22 protein-coding genes are annotated in these 22,694 nt (G+C 62.9%); 18 read left to right on the top strand and 4 right to left on the bottom strand.

The window, feature by feature from the left end; translation table 11 throughout:
• Window positions 1-23: 23 nt before the first annotated feature.
• The 13 genes from PX52LOC_RS26940 to PX52LOC_RS26880 all read left to right on the top strand — a co-directional run bounded on the left by PX52LOC_RS26940 (window position 24) and on the right by PX52LOC_RS26880 (window position 14,113).
• Window positions 24-464 (top strand): HU family DNA-binding protein, encoded by a 441-nt coding sequence (locus PX52LOC_RS26940; protein WP_149112997.1) that lies wholly within the window; start codon window positions 24-26, stop codon window positions 462-464.
• Between the two features lie 198 nt (window positions 465-662).
• Window positions 663-881 carry a hypothetical protein gene (locus PX52LOC_RS26935; protein ID WP_149112996.1) on the top strand — a complete coding sequence of 73 codons (219 nt, stop codon included), beginning with the start codon at window positions 663-665 and terminating at the stop codon, window positions 879-881.
• A gap of 162 nt (window positions 882-1,043) precedes the next feature.
• The gene (locus PX52LOC_RS26930; protein ID WP_149112995.1) at window positions 1,044-2,132 is read left to right on the top strand and encodes a sugar kinase; all 1,089 of its coding nucleotides are present in this window, start codon (window positions 1,044-1,046) and stop codon (window positions 2,130-2,132) included.
• A gap of 38 nt (window positions 2,133-2,170) precedes the next feature.
• Complete coding sequence (locus PX52LOC_RS26925) at window positions 2,171-3,025, top strand: sugar phosphate isomerase/epimerase family protein (protein WP_149112994.1); 855 nt, start codon at window positions 2,171-2,173, stop codon at window positions 3,023-3,025.
• A 109-nt stretch (window positions 3,026-3,134) separates the two neighbouring features.
• Entirely contained in the window at window positions 3,135-4,070 is a 936-nt protein-coding gene (locus PX52LOC_RS26920; protein ID WP_149112993.1) for a ferredoxin--NADP reductase, read from the top strand.
• Between the two features lie 12 nt (window positions 4,071-4,082).
• Complete coding sequence (locus PX52LOC_RS26915) at window positions 4,083-4,967, top strand: serine/threonine protein kinase (protein WP_149112992.1); 885 nt, start codon at window positions 4,083-4,085, stop codon at window positions 4,965-4,967.
• Between the two features lie 11 nt (window positions 4,968-4,978).
• Window positions 4,979-5,929: an acetyl-CoA carboxylase carboxyltransferase subunit alpha gene (locus PX52LOC_RS26910; protein ID WP_149112991.1), complete on the top strand. Its 951-nt coding sequence runs from the start codon at window positions 4,979-4,981 to the stop codon at window positions 5,927-5,929.
• A 9-nt stretch (window positions 5,930-5,938) separates the two neighbouring features.
• On the top strand, window positions 5,939-6,256 hold the full coding sequence (locus tag PX52LOC_RS26905) for a DUF3817 domain-containing protein (protein ID WP_218575167.1): 318 nt from the start codon (window positions 5,939-5,941) through the stop codon (window positions 6,254-6,256).
• 71 nt (window positions 6,257-6,327) lie between these two features.
• Window positions 6,328-9,795 (top strand): AsmA family protein, encoded by a 3,468-nt coding sequence (locus tag PX52LOC_RS26900; RefSeq protein ID WP_149112989.1) that lies wholly within the window; start codon window positions 6,328-6,330, stop codon window positions 9,793-9,795.
• 86 nt (window positions 9,796-9,881) lie between these two features.
• Window positions 9,882-10,856 carry a rhomboid family intramembrane serine protease gene (locus tag PX52LOC_RS26895; protein WP_149112988.1) on the top strand — a complete coding sequence of 325 codons (975 nt, stop codon included), beginning with the start codon at window positions 9,882-9,884 and terminating at the stop codon, window positions 10,854-10,856.
• 166 nt (window positions 10,857-11,022) lie between these two features.
• Window positions 11,023-12,495, top strand: coding sequence for a glucose-6-phosphate dehydrogenase (zwf, locus tag PX52LOC_RS26890; protein ID WP_149112987.1), 1,473 nt, complete (start codon window positions 11,023-11,025; stop codon window positions 12,493-12,495).
• 23 nt (window positions 12,496-12,518) lie between these two features.
• Window positions 12,519-13,019 carry a 5-(carboxyamino)imidazole ribonucleotide mutase gene (gene purE / locus PX52LOC_RS26885; RefSeq protein WP_149112986.1) on the top strand — a complete coding sequence of 167 codons (501 nt, stop codon included), beginning with the start codon at window positions 12,519-12,521 and terminating at the stop codon, window positions 13,017-13,019.
• Window positions 13,016-14,113, top strand: coding sequence for a 5-(carboxyamino)imidazole ribonucleotide synthase (locus PX52LOC_RS26880; RefSeq protein WP_149112985.1), 1,098 nt, complete (start codon window positions 13,016-13,018; stop codon window positions 14,111-14,113). Before purE ends, PX52LOC_RS26880 begins: the two co-directional genes overlap by 4 nt.
• Here PX52LOC_RS26880 and PX52LOC_RS26875 read toward each other — a convergent pair.
• On the bottom strand, window positions 14,093-15,127 hold the full coding sequence (locus PX52LOC_RS26875) for an FAD:protein FMN transferase (protein WP_149112984.1): 1,035 nt from the start codon (window positions 15,125-15,127) through the stop codon (window positions 14,093-14,095). The two genes, PX52LOC_RS26880 and PX52LOC_RS26875, sit on opposite strands and share 21 nt — an antisense overlap.
• Window positions 15,128-15,187: 60 nt before the next feature.
• Here PX52LOC_RS26875 and PX52LOC_RS26870 point away from each other — a divergent pair, with 60 nt between their 5' ends.
• Both PX52LOC_RS26870 and PX52LOC_RS26865 read left to right on the top strand, forming a co-directional pair.
• The gene (locus PX52LOC_RS26870) at window positions 15,188-16,261 is read left to right on the top strand and encodes a formylglycine-generating enzyme family protein (protein WP_149112983.1); all 1,074 of its coding nucleotides are present in this window, start codon (window positions 15,188-15,190) and stop codon (window positions 16,259-16,261) included.
• A gap of 77 nt (window positions 16,262-16,338) precedes the next feature.
• On the top strand, window positions 16,339-17,634 hold the full coding sequence (locus PX52LOC_RS26865) for a Gfo/Idh/MocA family protein (protein ID WP_149112982.1): 1,296 nt from the start codon (window positions 16,339-16,341) through the stop codon (window positions 17,632-17,634).
• A gap of 94 nt (window positions 17,635-17,728) precedes the next feature.
• On the opposite strand, the gene PX52LOC_RS26860 is transcribed toward PX52LOC_RS26865, so the two are convergent.
• Complete coding sequence (locus PX52LOC_RS26860) at window positions 17,729-18,106, bottom strand: DUF3592 domain-containing protein (RefSeq protein ID WP_149112981.1); 378 nt, start codon at window positions 18,104-18,106, stop codon at window positions 17,729-17,731.
• Window positions 18,107-18,301: 195 nt separating this feature from the next.
• Window positions 18,302-19,738 (bottom strand): glycosyltransferase family 39 protein, encoded by a 1,437-nt coding sequence (locus PX52LOC_RS26855; protein ID WP_149112980.1) that lies wholly within the window; start codon window positions 19,736-19,738, stop codon window positions 18,302-18,304.
• Between the two features lie 94 nt (window positions 19,739-19,832).
• On the opposite strand from PX52LOC_RS26855, the gene PX52LOC_RS26850 reads away from it, so the two are divergent.
• Window positions 19,833-20,096: a hypothetical protein gene (locus tag PX52LOC_RS26850; protein ID WP_149112979.1), complete on the top strand. Its 264-nt coding sequence runs from the start codon at window positions 19,833-19,835 to the stop codon at window positions 20,094-20,096.
• Window positions 20,097-20,099: 3 nt separating this feature from the next.
• Here PX52LOC_RS26850 and PX52LOC_RS26845 read toward each other — a convergent pair whose 3' ends face one another.
• Window positions 20,100-20,594, bottom strand: coding sequence for a MarR family winged helix-turn-helix transcriptional regulator (locus PX52LOC_RS26845; protein WP_149112978.1), 495 nt, complete (start codon window positions 20,592-20,594; stop codon window positions 20,100-20,102).
• Window positions 20,595-20,704: 110 nt separating this feature from the next.
• Between PX52LOC_RS26845 and ilvC the strand changes: the two genes are divergently transcribed.
• Window positions 20,705-21,751: a ketol-acid reductoisomerase gene (ilvC, locus tag PX52LOC_RS26840; RefSeq protein WP_178132576.1), complete on the top strand. Its 1,047-nt coding sequence runs from the start codon at window positions 20,705-20,707 to the stop codon at window positions 21,749-21,751.
• 517 nt (window positions 21,752-22,268) lie between these two features.
• Window positions 22,269-22,667 carry a hypothetical protein gene (locus tag PX52LOC_RS26835; RefSeq protein ID WP_149112977.1) on the top strand — a complete coding sequence of 133 codons (399 nt, stop codon included), beginning with the start codon at window positions 22,269-22,271 and terminating at the stop codon, window positions 22,665-22,667.
• Window positions 22,668-22,694: the final 27 nt, after the last annotated feature.

The raw sequence follows: 22,694 nt of genomic DNA, 5'->3' as shown, positions 1-22,694 counted from the left end.
CAGCCCTCGCGGTGGAGGTTTACGTGACCAAGAAAGAAATCGTAAAGTCGATCTCCGAACGAGCCAACTTGACGCAGCTCAAGACGAAGGAGATCGTTCAGTGGACGTTCGACGCGATTATCGCCACGCTGGTCACGGAAGGCCGAATCGAATTAAGGAACTTCGGCGTCTTCGAAGTGCGGCAACGAAAGGCCCGCAAGGCCCGAAATCCACGGACCGGCGAGGCCGTGGACGTCCAGCCGAAGAATGTCGTTAACTTCCAGCCCGGCAAGGAAATGGAGATCGAAGTCCGGAAGGCGAAGGTGGCCACGAAGAAGCGCAAGACCCGCAAGCCCGCCGCGGAACCCGTTGCCGCGGGAGCCAATCACAGCCCCACGAGTAATCACGCGGACCTCGACAGCGAACCGCTACACGAAACGACCTCAGCGGAGTCTCCGGAAGAGATTCCGCTCAAGCCCCGGTGAGAAAAGTCTTATCCCGGCGTACGCGACAGCCGGCCTCACGTCGGCTGTCGTTATTTCCGACTTTGCCCTTTTTCGAAAAGCCGATCGTCCCGATTCAAGTCCTGTATCGACTGTGCCGATGATAACAACCGATACGGATATTCGACGTGCCCGATCCGCCCCACAGGCCGACGGCACTACGACGGGAGGGGTCGTGCTATGGTCCGAAAGCTGGTACTGTTGGCCGTGATCGCCGGTGGCTTGGCGGGCAGCACGGGCTGCCTCATGAACCAGTACGCCGCCGATCCGAACGTGCGGATGGAGCAACTCATTAACCAATCCGAAGACCAACGGCAGATCGGCGAGTTCTGGCGGCGCTTCTGGTTCAACGACCAGCCGAGCCACCTGACGCCCGCCCGCATCCACGGCGGTATCTAACGCGGCGGAAGCTGTTGATCGAACCGAGCGGTCGGCCGGAATGCGTTCCGGCCGACCGCTTCTTCGCGTTCCCTCGTTTCTCAACTCGCTCCTGATCCCCGGCTTTCGTACACTTCTCGGCAGGGCCGGTTCCACGGCCAACTCAACCCTCTCGGAGTTGCCATGAGCAGCTTACCCATCCGGCAGGACGCCTGCGCGCTCGACTTCCTTTCTCTCGGGGCTTTGGTCCACCGCCTCGACCCTGGCATCACGCCCTTCCGCAAGAGTCGGTCGTTCGATGTCCACGTTTCCGGCGGCGAGTACAACGTGGCCGCGAACCTGGCCGATTGCTTCCGCCTCCGCACCGGCATCGCCTCGGCAATGGTGAAGTACCCGATCGGCGAACTCGTGCAGGCTCGGGTTCGCGAGAGTGGCGTGACGCCCTTCTTCAAATACTTCGACCACGACGGCGTCCGCGGGCCGAACATCGCCACCGTGTACAGCGACCGCGGGGCAGGGGTTCGTGCGCCGGTCGTCTTCTACAACCGCTCCAACGAAGCCGGGTCGATGCTCAAGCCGGGCGACTTCGACTGGAAGGCGATTTTCGCCGCCGGCGTGAAGTGGTTCCACACCGGCGGCATCTTCGCCGCCCTCTCGCCGACGACGGCCGACCTGATCCTCGAAGGGCTGAAGGCGGCGAAGGCGGCCGGGGCGATCACGTCATTCGACTTGAACTTCCGGGCGAAACTTTGGGCCGTCGCTGGCGGGGCCGACCGTGCGCCCGAAGTTCTCCGTGAGATTGTCAGCCATGTCGATTGCCTCATCGGCAACGAGGAAGACTTGCAGAAGGGCCTCGGCATTCAGGGGCCGGAAGTCACGAAGCAGACCGAGTCGAAGCTCGACTCCGACATCTTCTTCGGCATGATCGACAACGCGGTGAAGAAGTTCCCGAACATCAAGGCCGTCGCCACGACGCTCCGCGAGGTCCACTCGACCAACCGCCACGATTGGGGCGCGGTTCTGTGGCTGAACGGCAAGAAGTACGTCAGCCCGACGTGCCATCTTGACGTGACCGACCGCATCGGCGGCGGCGATGGCTTCGCGGCCGGCCTGATCTACGGCCTCATTAGCGGCCGCACGCCGGAAGAGGCGCTCCGTCTGGGCTGGGCGCACGGCGCGCTGCTGACGACTTACCCCGGTGACGTGAGCTTGGCCACGCTCGACGAAGTCGAGGCGTTCGCGAAGGGCGGTTCGGCCCGCGTGCAGCGGTAATTCACCCCCCGTTTCCTCTTCTCCCGTGGGAGCCTCTCATGTTGGATCGACGTTCCTTCCTCGCGCTGTCCGGGGCCGCCGTCGGCTCGGCCCTGTTGCCCCGGTCCGCTGCCGCGGCCGACGACTTCGGCGGCCTGACCGTCGGCATCCAGAGCTACACCTTCCGCAACTTCAAGGAACTGGAGTCAGCCCTCAAGAAGACCCAGGGGGTCGGCTTGAAGTACGCCGAACTGTACCGCGGCCACCTCCCGACCGACAGCAGTAAGGAGAAGATCGCGGCCGCCAAAAAACTGTGTGCCGAGTACGGCGTGACCCCGGTCGCGTTCGGCGTCGAGAGCTTCTCGAAGAATCACGAGAAGAACAAGAAGCTGTTCGAGTTCGGCAAGGAACTCGGCATCAAGGCGTTCTCGGCCGACCCCGATCCGGACAGCTTCGACAGCCTCGACAAGCTCTGCGAGGAGTACAAGATCGCCATCGCCATTCACCCGCACGGGCCGGTCGGCGGCGGCAAGATGCACCGTTGGGCCGACGCGACGGCGGTGATGAAGGCCGTCAAGGACCACAACGAACTGATCGGCACGTGCCTCGACACCGGCCACCTCATCCGCTCGGCCCAACTCGGCATCGACCTCGACCCGGTCAAGCAAATCTTGGAGATGGGCAAGCGGAACTTCGGCCTGCACTTGAAGGACCACGACAACAAGCGGAAGACCGATGTGCCCTACGGCGACCCGACCGGCAAACTCGACGTGCCGGCCGTGCTGAAGGCGCTGAAGGACGTGAAGTTCTCCGGCTACATCAGCATCGAGTACGAAGCCCACCCGGAAGACCCGTCGGCCGACGTGAAGAAGTGCGTCGACTACCTGAAGGACGCGACCAAGAAGCCGGCCTGATGGCAAGACGGCACTCGTTCGTATAGTAAAACGGCGGGTTCCTCCGCCCTCGCCCTTGCCGGCGGGGGCGGTTCGCTTTCATCCGAGAGCGGCGGAGGGTGAGCGTCCCATGAGTCCGGAAGAAATCGCCCAACTTCGGCAGGCGCGGTACAACGCGACCGTGGTTTCGTTGCGGATGCTCCACGCCGATCTGATGATCCTCCGCGTGAAGCCCGATTTCCCCCGCCACGACCACCACCCCGGCCAGTATTGCACCCTCGGCCTCGGCTACTGGGAACCGCGGGCGGAAGAGTGCCAGCACGAACACCTGAAGCCGGAAGACCTTTCGAAGATCGTCCGGCGGTCGTACTCGATCAGCTGCTCGATTTACAAAGACCGCCTCGGCGGCCCACTCCGAGATCTAGCCCACGACGACTGGCTGGAGTTCTACATCGTCCTCGTCCGCGAGAATAGCGAGGGCCGCGTGCCCGCGCTCACGCCGCGGTTGTTCAAACTGAAAGAGGGCGACCGCATCCAGGTCGGCGAGAAGATCGTCGGCCACTACACGACGGCCGCCGTGAAGCCGACGGACACGGTCCTCTTCCTCGGCACCGGCACCGGCGAAGCCCCGCACAACTACATGACGTGGAACCTGCTCCGGCACGGGCACACGGGGCGGATTATCCACGCCTGCTGCGTGCGGTTCAAGCGCGACCTCGGCTACCTGCACACGCACGAAAGCCTGATGAAGCAATACCCGAACTACACCTACCTGCCGCTCACGACGCGCGAAGCGACGGTGATGAAGAAGGTGTACGTTCAAGACTTGCTGTCCAGCGGCGAACTCGAAGAGCACGTCGGCCACAAACTCGACCCCGCTTCCACGCACGTTTACCTTTGCGGCAACCCGAAGATGATCGGCGTGCCGTTGAAGGACAAGGAGACGGGCGCGCGGAAGTACCCGGAGCCGACGGGCGTGATCGAGATTTTGGAGAAGCGCGGCTTCCAGGCCGACAACGCCGCGACGAAGTTGAAGGGGAACATCCACTTCGAAGAATACTGGTAAGGGGTGGGCGCAATGTCGGAGATGAAAACCACGATCAACGGCTACAAGCTGCGGTCGCTTCTTCAAACGGGGGCGGTGTCGCAGGTGTACGAAGTCGTCGAGCCGACGAGCCACCGGCACTTCGCCATGAAGGTGCTACTACCCGAGCAGGCGGACAACAAACAGCACCGAGCGCAGTTGTTTCACGAGGCCGAGATAGGCATCAAGATGCGGCACGAGAATGTCATCAACATTCTCAAGGTCAGCAAGGACATGCAGACGCCGCACTTCATCATGGAGTTCTTCCCATCGGGGAGCTTACGGCCCCGCCTGTTGTCCCGCGACCCGAAGGACAAGGAATTCATCAAAGTCAACTCGCGGAAGATCTTCAAGCAGATGGCGACGGGGCTGGCATATATGAACGCCGGCGGGTACGTCCACTGCGACGTGAAGGCCGACAACGTCCTCGTGAACGCCCTCGGGCAGACGAAAATCATCGACTTCGCCATCACCAAGAAGATGAAGAAGGGCTTCTTCGAGAAACTCTTCGGCGGGAAGGAAGTCCGCGAGGGCACGAAAAGCTACATGTCGCCGGAGCAAATCCTCCGCCAGCCGCTCGACGGCCGGTCCGACGTTTACAGCTTCGGAGCGACGTGGTACGAACTCGCGACCGGCCGGCAGCCGTTCCGGGCCGCCAGCCAAGACGAACTGTTGCAGAAGCACCTTCGGGAAAAACCCGCGCCGCTGACCATGTACAACGACGACGTGACGCCGGAGTTTTCCAACTTCGTTCTCAAGATGATGGAGAAGAAGAAAGAGAACCGGCCTGATAACTTCCACAAGATTTTGATGGACATGAAGAAGATGCGCATCTTCAAGTCGATCGCGGACGAAGCTGAAGAAGACCCCCACTACTAATCTTTGAGACAATGGTCCCAGAACCACTACCATTCGAAGCCGACATTCACCAACTCGAACTCCTACTCGACAAGCTCGAAGGGGCCGGGGGTGAGGGTGCGTCCGACGAAACCCGCCGGATGAAGCGGGAACACCGCGCGCTGCTCAAGAAGACCTACGACAACCTCTCACCGTGGCAAACGGTGGAAGTGTCGCGGCACAAGCAGCGGCCGCAGTTCTTGGACTACCTCGGCTTGTGCTTCGAGGAGTTCGTCGAACTCCACGGCGACCGCGCGTTCGGCGACGACCGTGCCCTCCGCACCGGCTTCGCTCGCCTCGGCGAGCACAAGATCCTGCTCGTCGGCCACCACAAGGGCCGCACGCTCAAGGAACGGCAGGAGTGCTTCTACGGCTGCACCCACCCGGAGGGGTACCGCAAGGCGCTCGGCAAGATGCGCATTGCCGCGAAGTTTCGGGTGCCCATTGTCTGCCTGATCGACACGCCGGGCGCGTACCCCGGCATCGGCGCGGAGGAGCGCGGGCAATCGCAGCTGATTGCGACGAGCATTCTCGAACTGACGCGCCTGCCGACGCCGATCGTGTGCGTTGTCATTGGCGAGGGCGGGTCCGGCGGTGCGCTCGGAATTGCCATCGGCGACCGAGTGAGCATGATGCAGCACGCCTACTATTCCGTTATCAGTCCTGAAGGGTGTGCGGGCATCCTCTGGAAGACGGCCAACGACGAGACGAAGCCGCGGGCGGCGTCCGCCCTTCGCATGACCAGCCGCGATTTGCAGCAATTCGGCGTGATCGACGACATCATCCCCGAGCCGCTCGGCGGGGCACACCGCTCGCCGCGGGACGCGGCCGATGCCCTGAAAAAGCACCTCCAGCGACGGCTCCGCGAGTTGGTTTCCCTGTCCACCGAGGAGTTGCTGGCGAAGCGGTACGAGAAGTTCCGGAAGCTCGGACAGTTCGCGTAAGGAGTCATTGTGCCGCCGACCCTGTTGGGCAAGTTCCGCCTCGTCGCGCTAACCGAGGGCGTGTCGTACCTCCTGATCCTTCTGGTCACTTGGCCGCTGAAAGAGTTCGCCGGAATGCGCTGGCCGAATCTCGTCGTTGGGATGACACACGGCATCTTGTTCCTCGTCTACTGTGCCTTGCTCTGCCTGACGGCCCGCCAGAGGGGTTGGCCTTGGAAGCGGGTCGGCGTGGCGTTCGCCGCGTCCATCATTCCCACCGGCACGTTCTTCCTAGACCCAAGCCTGCGGCGCGAGATGGCCGAGGAAGTCGCCGCCGTTAAGGTTTAGCCTTCGCGCCCGGTCCCGCTCACGGTAGTATCGGCCAGTTGTTGGACCGACACCGCCCGCGAGGATCGCGCATGGCCGATACGATGACCCCGCCCGCCCCGGCGATTCCCGCCGTCCGCAAGCCGCGGCGGTGGCTCCGGCGATTCACGGTTTTGCTCGTTGCCCTGCTGCTGCTCGGCTGGTTCGCCCCGACGATTCTCGTCAAAACCGGCCTGCTCAATTCGGCCGTCGCGAAGGCCACGGCGAAGCTCAACGGGTCCCTCAGCGTCGGCAGCGCGTCGCTCGGGTGGTTCTCGCCGGTCGTCCTCCACGACGTGAAGTTGACCGATGCGAAGGGCCAGACGGTGCTCACCGCTCCGACGGTGGAGTCATCGCGTTCGTTGCTGTCGCTCGCCCGCAGTCAGGCCGACCTCGGCACGTTCACGATCGACGGCCCGCAGGTGGACATCGTTGCCGAAAAGCAGACTACGAACCTCGAAGAACTCGTCGCGAACTACCTCAACGACACGACCCCTTCGACCGGCCCCCGACCGGCCGTGACCGTCAAGGTGACGAACGGCACCCTGAACGTCCGCGACGCCGACAAGAATCAGTCGTGGACGGTGAAGGCAATGGACGTCTCAGCAGCCGTGCCGCCGGGCGAGGAGCCGATCAAGGTCCAACTCAGTGGCCACTACGAGGATGCCCTGCCGGGCGTGATCGACGCCGAGGTTTCCGCCGGAGTGACCCTGGGTTTGAAGCTGAAAGCAACGAACCTGCCGCTCGATCTCGTTGCGGTCTTCGCCCGTCGCGGGGAACCCGGCTTGACCGCCGCCGGCCGACTGAACGCCGACCTGGAAACCACTGTCGCCACCAGCCCGCAACTGACGGCGAAGGTTGCCGGCACGGTCTTCGTGAGCGACCTCGAACTCGGCTCGCCGCGACTCGGTGGGGAGCAGTTCAAGCTGAAGACGGTCAACTTCCCGTGCCGGATCGAAACGACGGCGGCAGGGATTCAGATCGAGAAGGCCGACCTGACGTGCGACATCGGTAAGGCATCTCTCAGCGGGTTGTTCGACCCGAACCAGCCACCGGACCGCTGGCTCGATCAAGCTGGCGTGAGCGCGTCGGCTGACCTAGATGTTGCGCGGTTGGTTGCGATGTTTCCGAAATTGTTCCGGCTACGTGAGGGTACGGCCCTGACCGAAGGCCGCGTGACCGCGAAGCTGACCAGCCAGACCGGTGCGAACGGCGTGACCTGGGACGGCCAACTCGGGGCGTCGGCCCTCCGCGGTGTCCGCGACGGCAAGCCGCTGGCGTGGGAGCAACCGCTGACCCTCTCGTTCGCGGGCCGGCTGACGAAAGAGAAAATGCCCGTCTTCGACCGCCTCGACGCGAAGGCCGAGTTCGCCACCGTGACGGGGAAGGGGACCGTCGACAACTTCACCCTCACGGCCGATGCTTCGTTGGACCAACTCACGCGGCGACTCGGCGATTTTATCGACCTGACCGGCCTTCAGTTGGGCGGCACCGCAAAGCTGAGTCTGGTGACGCAAACGCGGAACGACGTGTCGAACGTCAACGGCACGCTGAAGTTGACGAACCTCGACTTCTCCGACGGGGCGCGGCGGTTTCAGGAGCCGGACCTGACGGCGACCTTCAATGCCGACGGCGCGTTCTTCAACGCCACGGCCACGAGGCTCGACCGCGGCAACGTGAAAGTGACCGCCGGACAAGAAACCGCCGAGGTGCTACTGCTCGAACCGATCGCCGATCTGAAGGCCGCCCAGAACGGGAAGGCCGATGCGAAGATCACCGGCGACCTGGAACGCTGGGTCGGCCGCGTGTCGTCGTTCGTGTCGATCCCCAAGTCGCTTCGCATCGGCGGCCGCGGGACGATCGCGGGCAACGTGACCATCAATGCCGAGACGCTCGCGCTCGACAAGGTCACCGCCGATCTGAGGGACGCCAAGTTCACCGGCTACGGCGTGAAGCTCGACGAGTCGCAGCTGGTCATCAGCCCAACGACGGGCACGGTCTATCGCAATACGGGCCTCATCGAGTTTCCGATTCTCGTGCTGCAAACGCCGACGGTGGCCGCTGCCGTGAAGCCGATGAAGCTCGTGCCGCAACCCGACGGCAGCTACGGCATCGAGCTGACGGCCGACCTCAACGCGAACCTCGCGCGGCTACAGCAAGTGCTGCAACTCCAGACCGACCCGAAACTGTCGGACCGCATCGACGGCACCGTCGTGAACGGGCACGTCGAGGTGAAGACGGTCGGGAACTCCTACGCATTCGACGCGACGCTGCCGGTGCAAAAGTTCTCGCTCGGCCATCCGCAGAAGCCGACGTGGGCGGAAGAGAAGGTCAGCATCGTGGCGAAGGGGGCTTACGACATCGTCGCGGACAACCTCCAACTGGAACGGGCGCTCGTCCAACGGCCAGACGGGTTGAAGGTCGACGCGACTGGCCGGATCAATCAGGCCACGACCGTCTCGGACCTGGACATCAGCGGGAAGCTCACCTACGACCTGGCCACGCTGGAACCGCAGTTGAAGAAGTTCCTCGGCCAGAGCTTCCAGATCAACGGCAAGGACACACGCGACTTCCGCGCCACCGGCAAGTTGTCGGCCGGGGTTGAGGGCTTGGCGGTGAACACGACGCCGGTCAAGCAGGCGTCACCGTTCGGCGACCTGAACGGCAACGCCTCGCTCGCGTGGCAATCGCTGAAGGCCTACGGCTTCGACGTGGGCCAGTCGCAACTCTCGGCCAAACTTGACAAGGGTGTGATGACCATCGACCCGCTTGAAGCCAACTTCGGCCAGACGGGAAAGGTGCGGTTGGAACCCACGGTGCGGTTCGCTCCCACCGGCAACGAACTGACGCTCGCCAAGGGCAAGGTCATCGACAAGGCGAAGTTGACTCCGGCCGCCTGTGCCGACGCCCTCGGTTACGTCCTGCCTGCGTTCGCCCGTTCGACGGAAACGCAAGGGACGATTTCGCTCGACCTGGAAGAGAATCGCATCCCGCTCGCGAACCCGGAAACGGGGAGCATGAAGGGCAAACTGACCCTGCACGAAGTTCAGATCGGGCCGGGGCCGGTCATCACCGAGATCGCGACCATGCTGGGGGCCAAGAATACGACGTTCTCGCTGAACCGGGACAACAAGCCGCAGGAAGTGCCAATCAAGTTCGAGAACGGCTGGGTCCACCACGAGAACCTGACGCTGAGCGCGAAGAACATCACCATCATCACGTCCGGAGCGGTGTCGGTGAACGGCGAGTTGAACATGGTCGCCGACGTGCCGTTGCCCGACAACGCCATCGGCGGCCTGCTGAAGAACAACCCGAAGATTCGCGAGGCCCTGGCGGGCAAGCGGATCAAGGTGCCCGTCCGCGGCACGATCGGCAAGCCGCAACTCGACCCGAAGGCGTTCCAGGTGGCGGTCAAGCAACTCACCGAAGACGTGACGAAGGACGTGATGAAAGACGTCGGGAAGGGGGCGCTCGGCGGGCTGCTCGACAAGATTCCGCTCCCGCAGCCGAAGAAGCCGTAACCCGCCGCGGGCGGAGAATTCGTTTTCCGCCCGCAGGAACTTTGCTACACTCAGCTAAAACCGTGCCCCGTCACCGCGGACCGACGATGGGACTTTACGACCGCGAATACTACCGTGAAGAACACGCCCGTCGCGAGGTGTGGCAGATCGGCCCCGTCACCCTCGGCCTGATCGGGGTGATGGTCGCCGTGTTCTTCCTTCAACTCGCGATGATCAACATCCGCGAGTACCTAACGTACTACGATCCCCTTCTGTACTGGGGCGGCTTCTCGCTCGATAAGATTCTCGACGGCGAAGTCTGGCGGTTGCTCACGTCGCTGTTCCTGCACCACCCCGCCCAGAACCTCTGGCTGTTCGCGGCCAGCCTCGTCATTCTGGCTTATTGCGGCCGGAGCGTCGAAGGCACTTACGGCCCGAAAGAGATGTTCTGGTACTACGTGCTGACCGGCCTCGTCACGCAACTCGCACTGTTCGCGGTCAGTTATTTCCGCCCATTCAACTTCGAGCCGCCCGATCCGGGGTACGGGTGTAGCGGACCGGTGGTGGCGGTCATGGTGTTGTTCGCACTGCACGCCCCCAACTCGCAGGTGCCGCTGCTCTTCGGGTCGGTGCGGGCCGCTCCGTTGGCTGCGGTCATCATCCTCGTCAACCTCGCCCTGTTCGCCCTGAACCCGCGGCAGGCGTTCGGTGCGATTTCGGCCCTGTCCGGGGCCGCGTTCGCGTTCGCCTACCACCAGAACCACTGGCGCGTTTCGAACTGGATTCCCGACCTGCCGGGGTTGCGGAAAACGCAAACGCGGTCGCCGATCAAGAGCCGGCCGCTCTTTCAGGACGACCCGCCGGAACCGTCCACCCCGATCGACCTCCGACGGCCCGCGGAACCCCCGGAACCTGTCCCGACGCCCGCGATCACGTCGCCGGCCACGGTACACGAATACCTTGAGGCGCAACTCGATCAGGTGTTGAGCAAGGTCGCCCAGCACGGCAAGGCCAGTCTCACGCCGACGGAGCAGGAGATCCTGCTGCGGGCGAGTGAAGTCTACAAGAGTCGGCGGAAGTAGCGCCGCGCGACGCCCGACTCGCACCGGTTCGTGCAGACCCATTTCGAAGAATCTGGCCGGCCGCGGCGGGTGATTTCTTGCACCTGTCGGGCCGTTGGATACGATGCCACGGAACACCCGCTCGCAACGGCGGCTGTCGTCCCATTACTTAACCCCGCGGACACTCATGGCCACCCCGCTGACGATTGTGATCTTCGGTGCAACGGGCGATCTGACGTTTCGCAAGCTGATCCCGGCCCTGTTCAACCTCGACCGCCGCGGCCGCCTGCCGGCCGATGCGAAGATCGTGGGGACGGCCCGCACGGCCCACACGGCCGACTCGTTCCGCGAATTGGTTGCGCCAAAGGTCAAGGAAATCATGGTCGCCGCGAAGGAGACGTGGGACGACACCGAGTGGGCCAAGTTCGCGCAGCGGATCGAATACGTCTCGTCCGACGGCACCAAGCCGGGCGGCCTCGAACCGCTGACGAAGTGGTTCGAGAAGACTGAGGGCGAGGCCGGCGGGTCGCGGGTGTACTACCTCTCAGTTTCGCCGGAATACTACCCGTCGCTCGTGGCCTCGCTCGGCCAGGGCGGGTACGCGAAGGAGAAGGGCGGTTTCCGGCGGTTGGTGGTCGAGAAGCCGTTCGGCCACGACCTGGAGTCGGGCAAGGAACTGAACAAGTGCCTACACGAGAACTTCCAGGAAAGCCAGATCTACCGCATCGATCACTACCTCGGCAAGGAGACGGTGCAGAACATCTTGGTGTTCCGGTTCGCGAACACGCTGTTCGAACCGCTCTGGAACTACCAGTACATCGACCACGTGCAGATTACCGTGGCCGAGCAAGTCACGGTGAAGAACCGCCTCGACTATTACAACAAGAGCGGCGTGCTGCGGGACATGTTCCAGAACCACTTGCTGCAAGTCATGGCTCTGGTCGCGATGGAAGGGCCGTCGAAGTTCAACGCCGACCACCTCCGTAACGAGAAGATGAAGGTGCTGGACAGCATCCGCATCCCGAGCGAGGAGGAGATGCCGAGCAGCGTCGCCGTCGGCCAGTACGAGGGCTACCTCGACGAACTGGAAAAGGCCGGCGTCCCGCGGGACTCGCGGACGCCGACCTACGCGGCGATCAAGTTGTTCGTGGACAACGCCCGCTGGAAGAACGTGCCGTTCTACGTGCGGTCCGGGAAGGGGCTGAAAGCCCGTTACAGCGAGGTGATGATCCAGTTCCGTTGCCCGGCTCACTTGATGTTCCCACTGCCAAAGGGCGAGGTGTTGCAGTGCAACCGGATGACCCTGGTGTTGCAACCGAACGAGGGCATCCAACTGAACTTCCAGACGAAGGTGCCGGACGTGGACGGTGTCCACCTCAAGCCCCGCGACCTGAACTTCAACTACCGCGAAGCCTACGAAACGCAAGCGCTGCCGGAAGCCTACGAACGCCTGCTGCTCGATTCGATCCAGGGCGAGGCGTCGCTGTTCATACGTAGCGACGAGATCGAGCGGGCGTGGGAAATCATGGACCCGATCATCACGGCGACGCAGAAGAACGACAAGGTGCGGGCGTCGAGTTACCCGATCGGTTCGCAAGGCCCCGCCGCGGCCGACAAGCTCCTCGAAGAAACCGGCCGGCACTGGCAGCCGATCAAGTGAGTGACGCCCCCGCCACCCCTGAGATGCCCACTCGCCCCCTGGTGGGCGTTATCATGGGGTCGCGCTCGGACTGGCCGACGATGGAAGCGGCGGGCGAAATCCTTAGCCGCTTCCAGGTCCCGCACGAGGTCGTCGTCGTCTCGGCCCACCGCACGCCGGACAAGCTGTTCGACTACGCCGAGAGCGCGGAGGAACGCGGCCTGGAAATCATCATCGCCGGGGCAGGGGGGGCGGCCCACCTGCCGGGCATGTGCGCGTCGAAGACGGTCCTGCCCGTCTTTGGCGTGCCGGTCGAATCGGCCATCCTGCGAGGCGTCGATTCGCTGCTGTCGATCGTGCAAATGCCGGGCGGCGTGCCGGTCGGAACCCTTTCCATCGGCAAGAGCGGCGCGAAGAACGCCGCCTTATTGGCGGTCGCGGTCCTCGGGGCAAAGTACCCGCACCTCCGCGAGCGGCTCAAAGAATTCCGCCGTCACCAGACGCAGGACGTAATCGACAACCCAGACCCACGGATCATGACGTGAGAGTTGGCATCCTCGGCGGCGGGCAACTCGGTCGAATGCTGGCCCTCGCCGCCCACCCCCTCGGCATTCGCTGCACCGTCCTCGACCCGTCCCCTGACCCGTGTGCGGCCCAAGTCTGCGACCACGTTCGGGGCGAGTTCGAAGACTACCAGGCCCTCTACAAACTGGCCCAGGTTTCGGACGTCGTCACTTACGAGTTCGAGAACGTCCCCGTTGAATCGGCCCGTTGGCTTGCCGAGCGGCTGCCGGTGTTCCCGCCGCCCGCCGCCCTGGAAGTGTCGCAAGATCGGCTCGTCGAGAAGTCGTTCTTCCGCGACCGCGGCATCGCCACCGCCCCGTTCGCGGCCGTGGACACGCGCGAAGACTTCGACGCGGCGATCCGTTCGATCAAACTTCCCGCGGTCCTGAAGACGCGACGGTTCGGCTACGACGGCAAGGGGCAGGCGGTGCTGCGGACGGACGCGGAGGCCGTCGCCGCCTGGGAATCGCTCGGTGGCCGGCCGCTGATCCTGGAAGGCATGGTCCCGTTCGTCCGCGAGTTGTCGGTCCTCGCCGTTCGCGGGCGGGACGGCACGATCGCGGTGTACCCGCTCACCGAGAACGAACACCGCGACGGGATGCTCCGCAAATCGATCGCCCCGGCCCCGCGCTTGAATGAGGCCGCCCAACGCCAGGCCGAGGAGTACGCGAAGCGGGTACTCACCGAGTTGAATTACGTCGGCGTGTTGGCCATCGAACTGTTCGAGGTTGGCGGACAGTTGGTCGCCAACGAGATGGCCCCGCGGGTTCACAACTCTGGCCACTGGACCATCGACGGGGCCGTGACGAGTCAGTTCGAGAATCACATGCGGGCCGTGGCCGGTCTGCCCCTCGGCTCGGTTGAAGCGGTCGGCCACTCGGTGATGTTCAACTGGATTGGGGACCACCCGCCCGTCGTGGACGTGCTGAAACTGCCGCACGCGAAAGTCCACTGGTACGGCAAGGAACCGCGTGCCCGGCGGAAGATCGGCCACGTCACGCTCGCGGCGACCACCGCGGAACAACGCGACGAACGGGTGCGCGAATACGAGCGGTCATTTCTCCGCCACGAATGACGAAAATCGACTCGACGCGGTCGCCACTTTTTTGGCGTCCGCGTTCTCCTTCACGACGAGGTACATCGCCGCCTTCTCGATTCTCTCGATGCGCTTCACCGCCTCGGCCGACGGCAGCAGGCTGACCACCTTCGTCAAACTGTCGGCCTGCCACCCGGTCGGTGCAATGACCGTGGCCCGGCGGAAGCCGGTCAGCCCGAGGCCGGTCTTCGGGTCGAGTAGGTGCGAGTACCGGACGCCGCCAATCTCGACGAACTGGAACAGGTCGCCGGACGTGGAAACGGCCGCGTTGGCCAGCTTGACGGCTTTCGTCGGCTTCCCCTTCCCAATCGGCTCGATGTCGATGACCCACCCGTCCTTGCCCGGCGGCGGGTCGCCAACCGTGATGTCCCCGGCGGCCGCGACGAGCGCCTGGGAGCGACCTTTCTTCTTCAGCATGGAGAGAACTTCGTCGGCGGCGAAGCCCTTACCGATACCGCCGAAGTCGAGCCTCATGCCGGGTAGCTTCAGGCGAACGGTCTTCTTCTCGCGGTCCAGTTCGACGTTCTGCCAGCCCACCCTCGCGAGCGCGGCCGTTCGCTGTTCCTCACCCGGCATCGTCTTAGCCTTGCGCGCTTCCCGCCACAACTTGCTGAGCGGCCCCACGGTCACGTCGAACGCACCGTCGGAGAGTTTCGACGTTCCCAGCGCGTGACCCAGCACGCGCGCCAGGTCGTCGCTGACGGCGAACGCCTTGCCCGGATCGCGGTCGTTCGCCACGCACAACTTCATGACCTCGCTGCTCGGGCTGTAGTCGCTCATGACCGCTTCGAGTTCGCGGACGCGCTTGAAAGCGGCCGTCGCGGTGGTGATCGCGTCATCCTTATCGGTGTCGTAGAAGACGATCCGAAAGACCGTCCCCATGTGCGGTTCTTCGAACTCGAACCGCCGCGGGTCGGCCGCGGATAATTGTCCCGACCCGAGTAAAACTGCTATAACGAACGGAGTCAAAACTGTCGCCACCAGACGGTTCATGACATCGCCTCCGTCGAACGATTCCCGCGGACCCTTTTCTCTCACTGAGACTCTATCAGCATGACCCGCCGATTGAAACTTCTGGCCGCCGTCACGCTCCCGGCTCTGGTACTCACCGCGGCACTCGTGCCGGCTCAGGACATTCCCAAGGCGCTCGAGACGCCGGCCGAAGCCAAGGTGCCGGTGAGGCTCGACCTGCCCGCGAAGAACTTCAAAGAAGAACTCCCGGGCGGCATTACCTTCGAGATGATCTACGTGCCGGGCGGCGAGTTCCTGATGGGCAGCCCGGAATCGGAAGAGGGGCGGAACGCCGACGAGGGGCCGCAGCACAAGGTGATCGTCAAGCCGTACTGGATCGGCAAGACGGAAGTTCGGTGGGACGAGTTCGACCGCTGGACGAAGAACCAGGACGTAATCGAGTACCCCGCGAAGGAACCGTTCCCGAAGACATCGGACGCCCTCAGCCGACCGACGCCGACGTATGAACACGAAGACTACAAGCACCCGCACGAGGACCACCCAGCGATCTGCATGAGCCATCACGCGGCCATGATGTACTGCCACTGGCTCCGGATCATGACCAAGAAGGGTTACCGCCTGCCGACGGAAGCCGAGTGGGAGTTCGCCTGCCGGGCCGGGTCGAAGACCGCCTACAGTTTCGGCAACGACCCCGCGACGCTGGGCGACTACGCGAACTTCCAAGGGAACACAGAGAAGGACGACGAACACCAGAAGGGCACCACGACCAAGTGCGGCAGCAAGAAGCCGAACGCCTTCGGCATCCACGACATGCACGGGAACGTGGCCGAGTGGTGCCTCGACCAGTACGACGCCGAGTTCTACAAGAAGTCGCCGGAACTCCAGCCGGTGAACAAGCCGACGGACAAGAAGTGGAGCCACGTTTGCCGCGGCGGCTCGTTCAAGGACAACGCCGACAAGTTGCGCTCGGCCGTCCGCCTATCGTCCGACCCGAAGTGGATGCGGAAAGATCCGCAATCGCCGCGGAGCATCTGGTGGCTGACGCTGATGGACCAGATCGGCTTCCGCGTGTGCCTGCCGGTCGAGGAGCAGAAAGACCTGATCGGCCTGAAGCCGATGGTGACGAAGAAGGTCGAAAACGACCCGATCGATTAGACGCGAGAAATGGTTGCCCGCGTTCGCCGTTGTTGTTAATCTCAACCATCCTTTTCCCCGTTATTCGGAGACTCTCCATGAGCGAATCGAATCGTCGCGACTTCATCAAGGCCGGTAGCGTTGCCGCCACGGCCGCGATTGCCGCGACTTCCATCCCGGCCGTTCGCGCGGCCGGCTCGGACATCATCAAGGTCGGTCTGGTCGGGTGCGGCGGCCGCGGGAGCGGGGCCATCCGCGACTGTCTGAAGGCCGACAAGAGTGTCCAGGTTCATGCGGTCGGCGACGTGTTCGAAGCCCGCTCGAAGGGGCAGGCCGACTCGCTTAAGAAGCAGTACAAGGAACGAGCCGACATCGGCGAACGGGCTTTCAGCGGTCTGGACGCCTACAAGCAAGTCATCGACTCCGGCGTGGACCTCGTGATCCTCGCCACGCCCCCCGGCTTCCGCCCCGTTCACCTCGGTTACGCCGTCGAGAAGGGCAAGCACATCTTCTGTGAGAAGCCGGTCGCGGTTGACGGCCCCGGCATCCGCCGCTGCCTGGAACTCGCCGAAGAGTCGAAGAAGAAGAACCTCGCCATTGTGGCCGGCACGCAACGCCGTCACCAGAAGTCGTACGTCGAAGTTGCCAAGCGGATCAAGAACGGCGACATCGGCGAGATCGTCGGCGGTCGCTGCGCCTGGAACAACGACGGCATCTGGTTCAACAAGCGGAACAAGGGCGAGTCGGACATCGAATACCAACTCCGCAACTGGTACCACTTCGTCTGGCTGTGCGGCGACCACATCGTCGAACAGCACGTCCACAACCTCGACGTGACCAACTGGTTCGTCGGCGCGCACCCGATTAAAGCGACGGGCATGGGCGGGCGGATGGGCGGCACGAACGCCCGCCCGGACGGTGACCCGCAGGACGTCGGCAACATCTTCGACCACTTCGCCGTCGAATACGAATACCCGAACGGCGTGAAGATCGCCAGCTACTGCCGGCACTACCCCGGTCCGGGCGACGTGTCCGAGTGCGTGATTGGCACGAAGGGCACCATCCGCACCGCGAGCGGCGGCTACTTCACCCTGAACGGCAAGGAAATCTACTCGGCCGAGAAGGACCGGGAAGACACCTCGCCGTACGTCCAGGAGCACATCGACCTGATCGCCAACATCAAGGCGGGCGGCACGCACGTCAACGAGTTGCAACAGGTCACGGAAAGCACCATGACCGCGATCCTGGGCCGGATGTCCACCTACACCGGCACCTCGCTGACGTGGGAAAAGGGCGTCGCCAGCAAGGACGACACGATGCCGAAGGATCTGACGCTGAAGGGTGAACACAAGGTCGGTCCGGTCCCGCGACCGGGCCATACGAAGTTCATGTAACAAAGTCGGCGAAATTGCGAGGGGCGGGTCGAGTTCTTCGACCCGCCCCTTCTCGTTTATCGCGCCACCCCGCGTCACCCCGGCGATGGCCGACTTACTTCCGAAACGCCGCCCGGTGATCGTCCACCACGACTTTTGGCCTACTGACGGCGGAGTTGTGGGGCAGATAGACGATTGAGATTGGGTCGCCCGCGGCCAACCCGGCCAGCGATCCTTCATGCCCACCGGTCGATTTGAACACAACGATTCGGGTTTGGCCCGTGCCGTCCGAGAAGCGATAGGTGACGGTCCGGCGTCGCTCCGCGTGCTGGGTTACGACCAACGAGTTGCTCACGACGACGGCGATCGCCTCGACGCCGTCGTGGCAAAGTGCCTGAATCTTCCGCCCTTCCAGAATCAGCGAAAGGGCGAAGAGGCCCGCGAAGGCGAGAACGACGGCAAGGACGATCAGGGGGCAGATGTACGCATCCATGCGACCTATCCTCCGAAGCGATCAGTTTTACGCGCACGTCATGCCAGGCAACGATGCGAAACTGGCGAGCGGCACGAAAGCCCTGCTCGCGTGGCATTGGCTGTACTGCGGGTTTGAAGCAGGGCAGAGTGGAGAACGAAAAACCCTGTATTCCCTTTTAAAATACAGGGTTTGCGACCGATTCAGGAGTGCGGATTATCGCCGGTATTCCCACAAAATGAAGCCGGTAATCAACTCGCCCCGCACGTTCAGCGGGAACACCTTGAGCGGCTTCCGTTCCGTCAGTCCCTTGGCGGGCAGCAACTTCCGCTTCGGCGCTTCGGGATCGAACGTCCACGGGTCGCCGTTCCAGAAGATATAGCCGTGCGGCACGTCGGTGAACTGTTCCGGCCGCTGCGTGAAGTGGCTCGGCCGGGTGATGCCATCGATCTGGTGCGCGTCCACGCCGCAGAACCGCAACAGCGCCACCCACTGGTAAGAATCGGCGTACACCGGCAGGTGCTCCGGGAGCTGGTCCACTTCCGCCTTGATCCGCTTCGCGAGTTCGTGCTTTTCGACCTGCCGGGTCAGCCGATCGTCTAGCGGCTTGATGAACGAGAGCGGATGTACGAGGTGAACAGCGGCCAACACCGTTGCGATGGCCGGGACAAGGAAACCCGCCGGCATCGCCCGCCGCCAGAACTGCTTGTGCTGCACGCTGGCGTACCATTCCGCCGCCAGCGGCCAGAAGGCGATGTAGCTGACCAGCGCCCAGTTCCCTTCCAGCGGCCCGCGAGTCGCTTTGTACAAGAAGAACAGGAACGGGAACCCGTACAGGCACAGGCACACCCGCAACCGCGGGTCGGTGGCCAGCCGCCGCCAGTTCAGGAACACCCACGGTAAGAGCGCGAACGGCATCGTGCCGAAGAGCAGAATTTGAATGCCGACGAATTCCCCGAACCGTTTCAGTCCCGGGTCGATCGTGCTCATCGAGTGTTTCCACTGGTAGAGCAGCGGAATGAAATCGTGCCGGATGTTGTGGATGAGGATCGGTGACGCGACCAGGAACGCGATAACGCCGTGGAAGACGTACCCGAAGAACCACTTTCGCCACTGCCCGACCAGCAGGAACGTCACGAACCCCGCGGGCACGGCGAGGCCGGTCGTGTACTTGCCGAGCACGCCACAACCGAGCAGCGCGCCGCCGATCAGCCAGTTACAGAAGGGGACATGCCCCTCGCCCTCCGGCGGCGTCAACTGCCGATGGACGTGGACCAGCCAGTACAGGTAAGCGGCCCAAAACATCAACAGGGGCGTATCAGGCGTCACGATGACGGCCCCGAAGTTGAATAACGGCGTGACCAAAAGCCACCACGCGACGGACTTCGGCCGCGAGAGCGCCAGGACTACGGCGAACACGACCGCCGTCGAAAGGCAGGCCGGCAGACGGACGGCGAATAGCGTATCTCCGAACACGACCGTCGCGGCCTTGATGAGGTACGCCGTCATCGGCGGGTGGTCGTAGTAACTGAGTTGCAGGTGTTCGGTCCAGCACCAGTAGTAAAACTCGTCGTCGAACGGCGGCACGACCTGCGTGAGGCCGCAGTAGGCCGCGAAGATGCCGAGGACCAGGAGTAATTGTCGTCGCGTCAACCGAATTCCTCCGTCCGCGTCCGGCTAGAGAATCTGGATCGGGATTCATACACAAACTCTCCCGACCACGCGAGACCGATTTCGGAGGGCGGACATGTTGAACGAATTCGTCGGGCAGAAGGTCGTCGTCGATTTCCGCAGCGAGTTCGTTTGCCTCGGGCTGTTGAAGTCCGTCGACGACCACTTCCTCGAAATGAGAAGTTGTGACTTGCATGACCTCCGCGATACTGACAGCACGCGCGAGAACTACGTTGCGGCGGCCGTCTCGACCGGCGTGAAGCGGAACCGGAAGCGGGTGCTGCTCAACCGCCAGGACGTGATCGCAATTTCGCTGCTCGAAGACGTGGTGGACGAGTAACGGTCACGAATACTGCGCCAGCCACGTTCGAAGGCCGGCTTCGAGCTTCGACATTTCCATTGGACTGAGCTTCGGAAGGGAATCGGCAGCCTCCTCGAACCGTGTGGCCGTGGCCGCTTCGATCAACTTCCGCCCCTTCGGCGTCAGGACGACGACCACGCCACGGCGGTCGGCAGGGTCCGCCTGCCGGGCGATCAACTTGGCTTCTTGCAATCGATCCAGACGGGAGGTCATGGCCCCCGACGTCAGCATCACGTTTTCGCAGAGTTGCGTTGGGTTCAGCCCGCCCTTTGATTCGTGCCGTCGGAGTGTGGCGAGGATGTCGAACTGCCCCAGACTCAAGCCATGAACTTTCAGGACCGTCTCCACGCTCTGTTCGAGGTGCCGGGCGAGAACGATCACGCGGCCGATAACGCCGAGAGGCGACGCATCCAGGTCCGGCCGGACCTGTTGCCAGTCGGCGATCATGCGGTCGATCACGTCGCTGTCAGCTCCCATGCGGATGGTTTAGGCGAAAGTATCTTGACGTCAAGATTCTTGACGACGAGCGATCCGGCGAATACCTTCTCTCTAGCCTGTTCTCTCCTCCCACTTGAGGTTGACCCGCGATGAAGGACATGATCGTCAACGAGTTCAAAGAAGTCGCCATCGAACGCAGCGACTACCCGCCGGAGAAGGTGAAGCAAATCCTCGCCAACGAAACCGTGGCCGTCCTCGGCTACGGCGTTCAGGGCCGCGGTCAGTCGTTGAACATGCGGGACAACGGCGTCAAGGTGATCGTCGGCCAGCGGAAGGGCGGCAAGGCCTACGACCTGTGCCTCGAAGACGGCTGGGTTCCCGGCGAGACGCTGTTCGATCCGGAAGAGGCGGCCGCGAAGGGCACGGTCATCCAGTACTTGCTCTCCGACGCGGGCCAAAAGGACATGTGGCCGAAGCTGAAGCCGCTGCTCACGAAGGGCAAGGCGCTCTACTTCAGCCACGGCTTTTCCATCGTCTACAAGGACCAGACAAACGTCATCCCGCCGGCCGACATCGACGTGATTCTCGTCGCCCCGAAGGGGTCGGGCACGACCGTCCGCCGGCTCTTCCTGGAAGGCCGCGGGATTAACAGCAGTTTCGCGATCCACCAAGACGCGACCGGCCGCGCGCGGGAACGGTGCCTGGCGCTCGGCGTGGCCATCGGTTCCGGCTACCTCTTCGAGACGACCTTCCAAAAGGAAGTGTTCTCGGACTTGACCGGCGAGCGCGGCGTGCTGATGGGGGCCATCTACGGCCTGTGGCTGGCCCAGTACGAAGTCCTTCGCGCACAGGGCCACAGCCCGAGCGAGGCGTTCAACGAAACGGTCGAGGAAGCCACGCAGAGCCTTTACCCGCTGATCGGCGAACGCGGCATGGACTGGATGTACGCGAACTGTTCGACGACCGCTCAACGCGGCGCGCTGGACTGGTTCAAGAAGTTCCGCGACGCCAGCAAGCCTGTTTTCGAATCGCTTTACGAGTCGGTGAAGACCGGCGAAGAAACGCGGCGGACGTTGGAAGCGAACAGCAAGCCTGACTATCGGCAGTCGTTAGAAAAGGAATTGAAAGAGATTGCCGAGAGCGAAATGTGGAAGGCCGGAGCCGTCGTCCGTGGTCTTCGCCCCGAGCGACAGTAATTCAATAGTAGACGTGTGAGTAACTAGGCCGTGCAGTGAGCTTTTGTCACTGCACGGCTTATTTTTGCTCATTATAAATAACAATACCGCACAAGATTTAACAACTGTAGATTCTCGATATCAAACACTAGTTGTTATTATTTTGGCCCGCGAATTGTGTACGGACGTTCAATTCTTGAGCCTTCCGATTCCGAAAATTCATCGAAATAATTCAGTGAACGTAAGTGCTGATCCGTGCGCCAAGTCTGGGGTAGGGGCATCCTCCGCGAGGGGCAAACCAGCTTGGGCAGGGGGACAGCTTCTTGACACTTCCCATAGTCGGGGACTATGATGCCCACGTCAACCTGCTGTGAACCGCCTAATTCTCACCTCGGCGGTCGAGTTTATCGCCAGCCACAGCACTAGTCCCCCGACGTTTTGGTACTGGAATACCAGGACGTTAATTTAACAAACGACCGTTAGTCCGAAACGGATTCGGCTAATTTGTCCTTCATCCGTCGATGCGGGAGGAGTGACGATGTCTCTGTCATCGGCCGTCAAGGAATTTCGCGCGCGCTGGCTGCCCAACGCCACGAGCAATGGGCTTACGCGGATGGTTTCCTTGTTGGAACAAGGAAGCCCTCTGTTGATCCACGGTGCATTCTCCCGGTGTGCCTCGCAAGGGTGCCTCGCGACCCACTTGGCGTGGCACCATCCGCAGACGCAAGCCCTCCACGCCGAGGCCGGTGTTGTTTGGCTGACGAAGATTGCCCGCATGAATCCGGCCACCTCGGCGCTCCTCCTGGAATGGGATCGGTCCGGCGTTCACAACTGGGAATTGCGTGAGGATTTGCTGTCCGAGTGCCGGCAGGAACTCGAACGTCGGGCGGAGGGGACGGACGCCCGACACCGTCGTGAAGAGTGTTGCACCGTGTGACGCTTTGGACGATGTCGGGGTAGTGTC

Origin of the sequence: Limnoglobus roseus (genome assembly GCF_008254045.1) — a bacterium.
GTDB classification, from domain to species: domain Bacteria; phylum Planctomycetota; class Planctomycetia; order Gemmatales; family Gemmataceae; genus Limnoglobus; species Limnoglobus roseus.
Note: the sequence above shows the minus strand (reverse complement) of the source record. Positions and strands in the feature narration are given on the sequence as shown.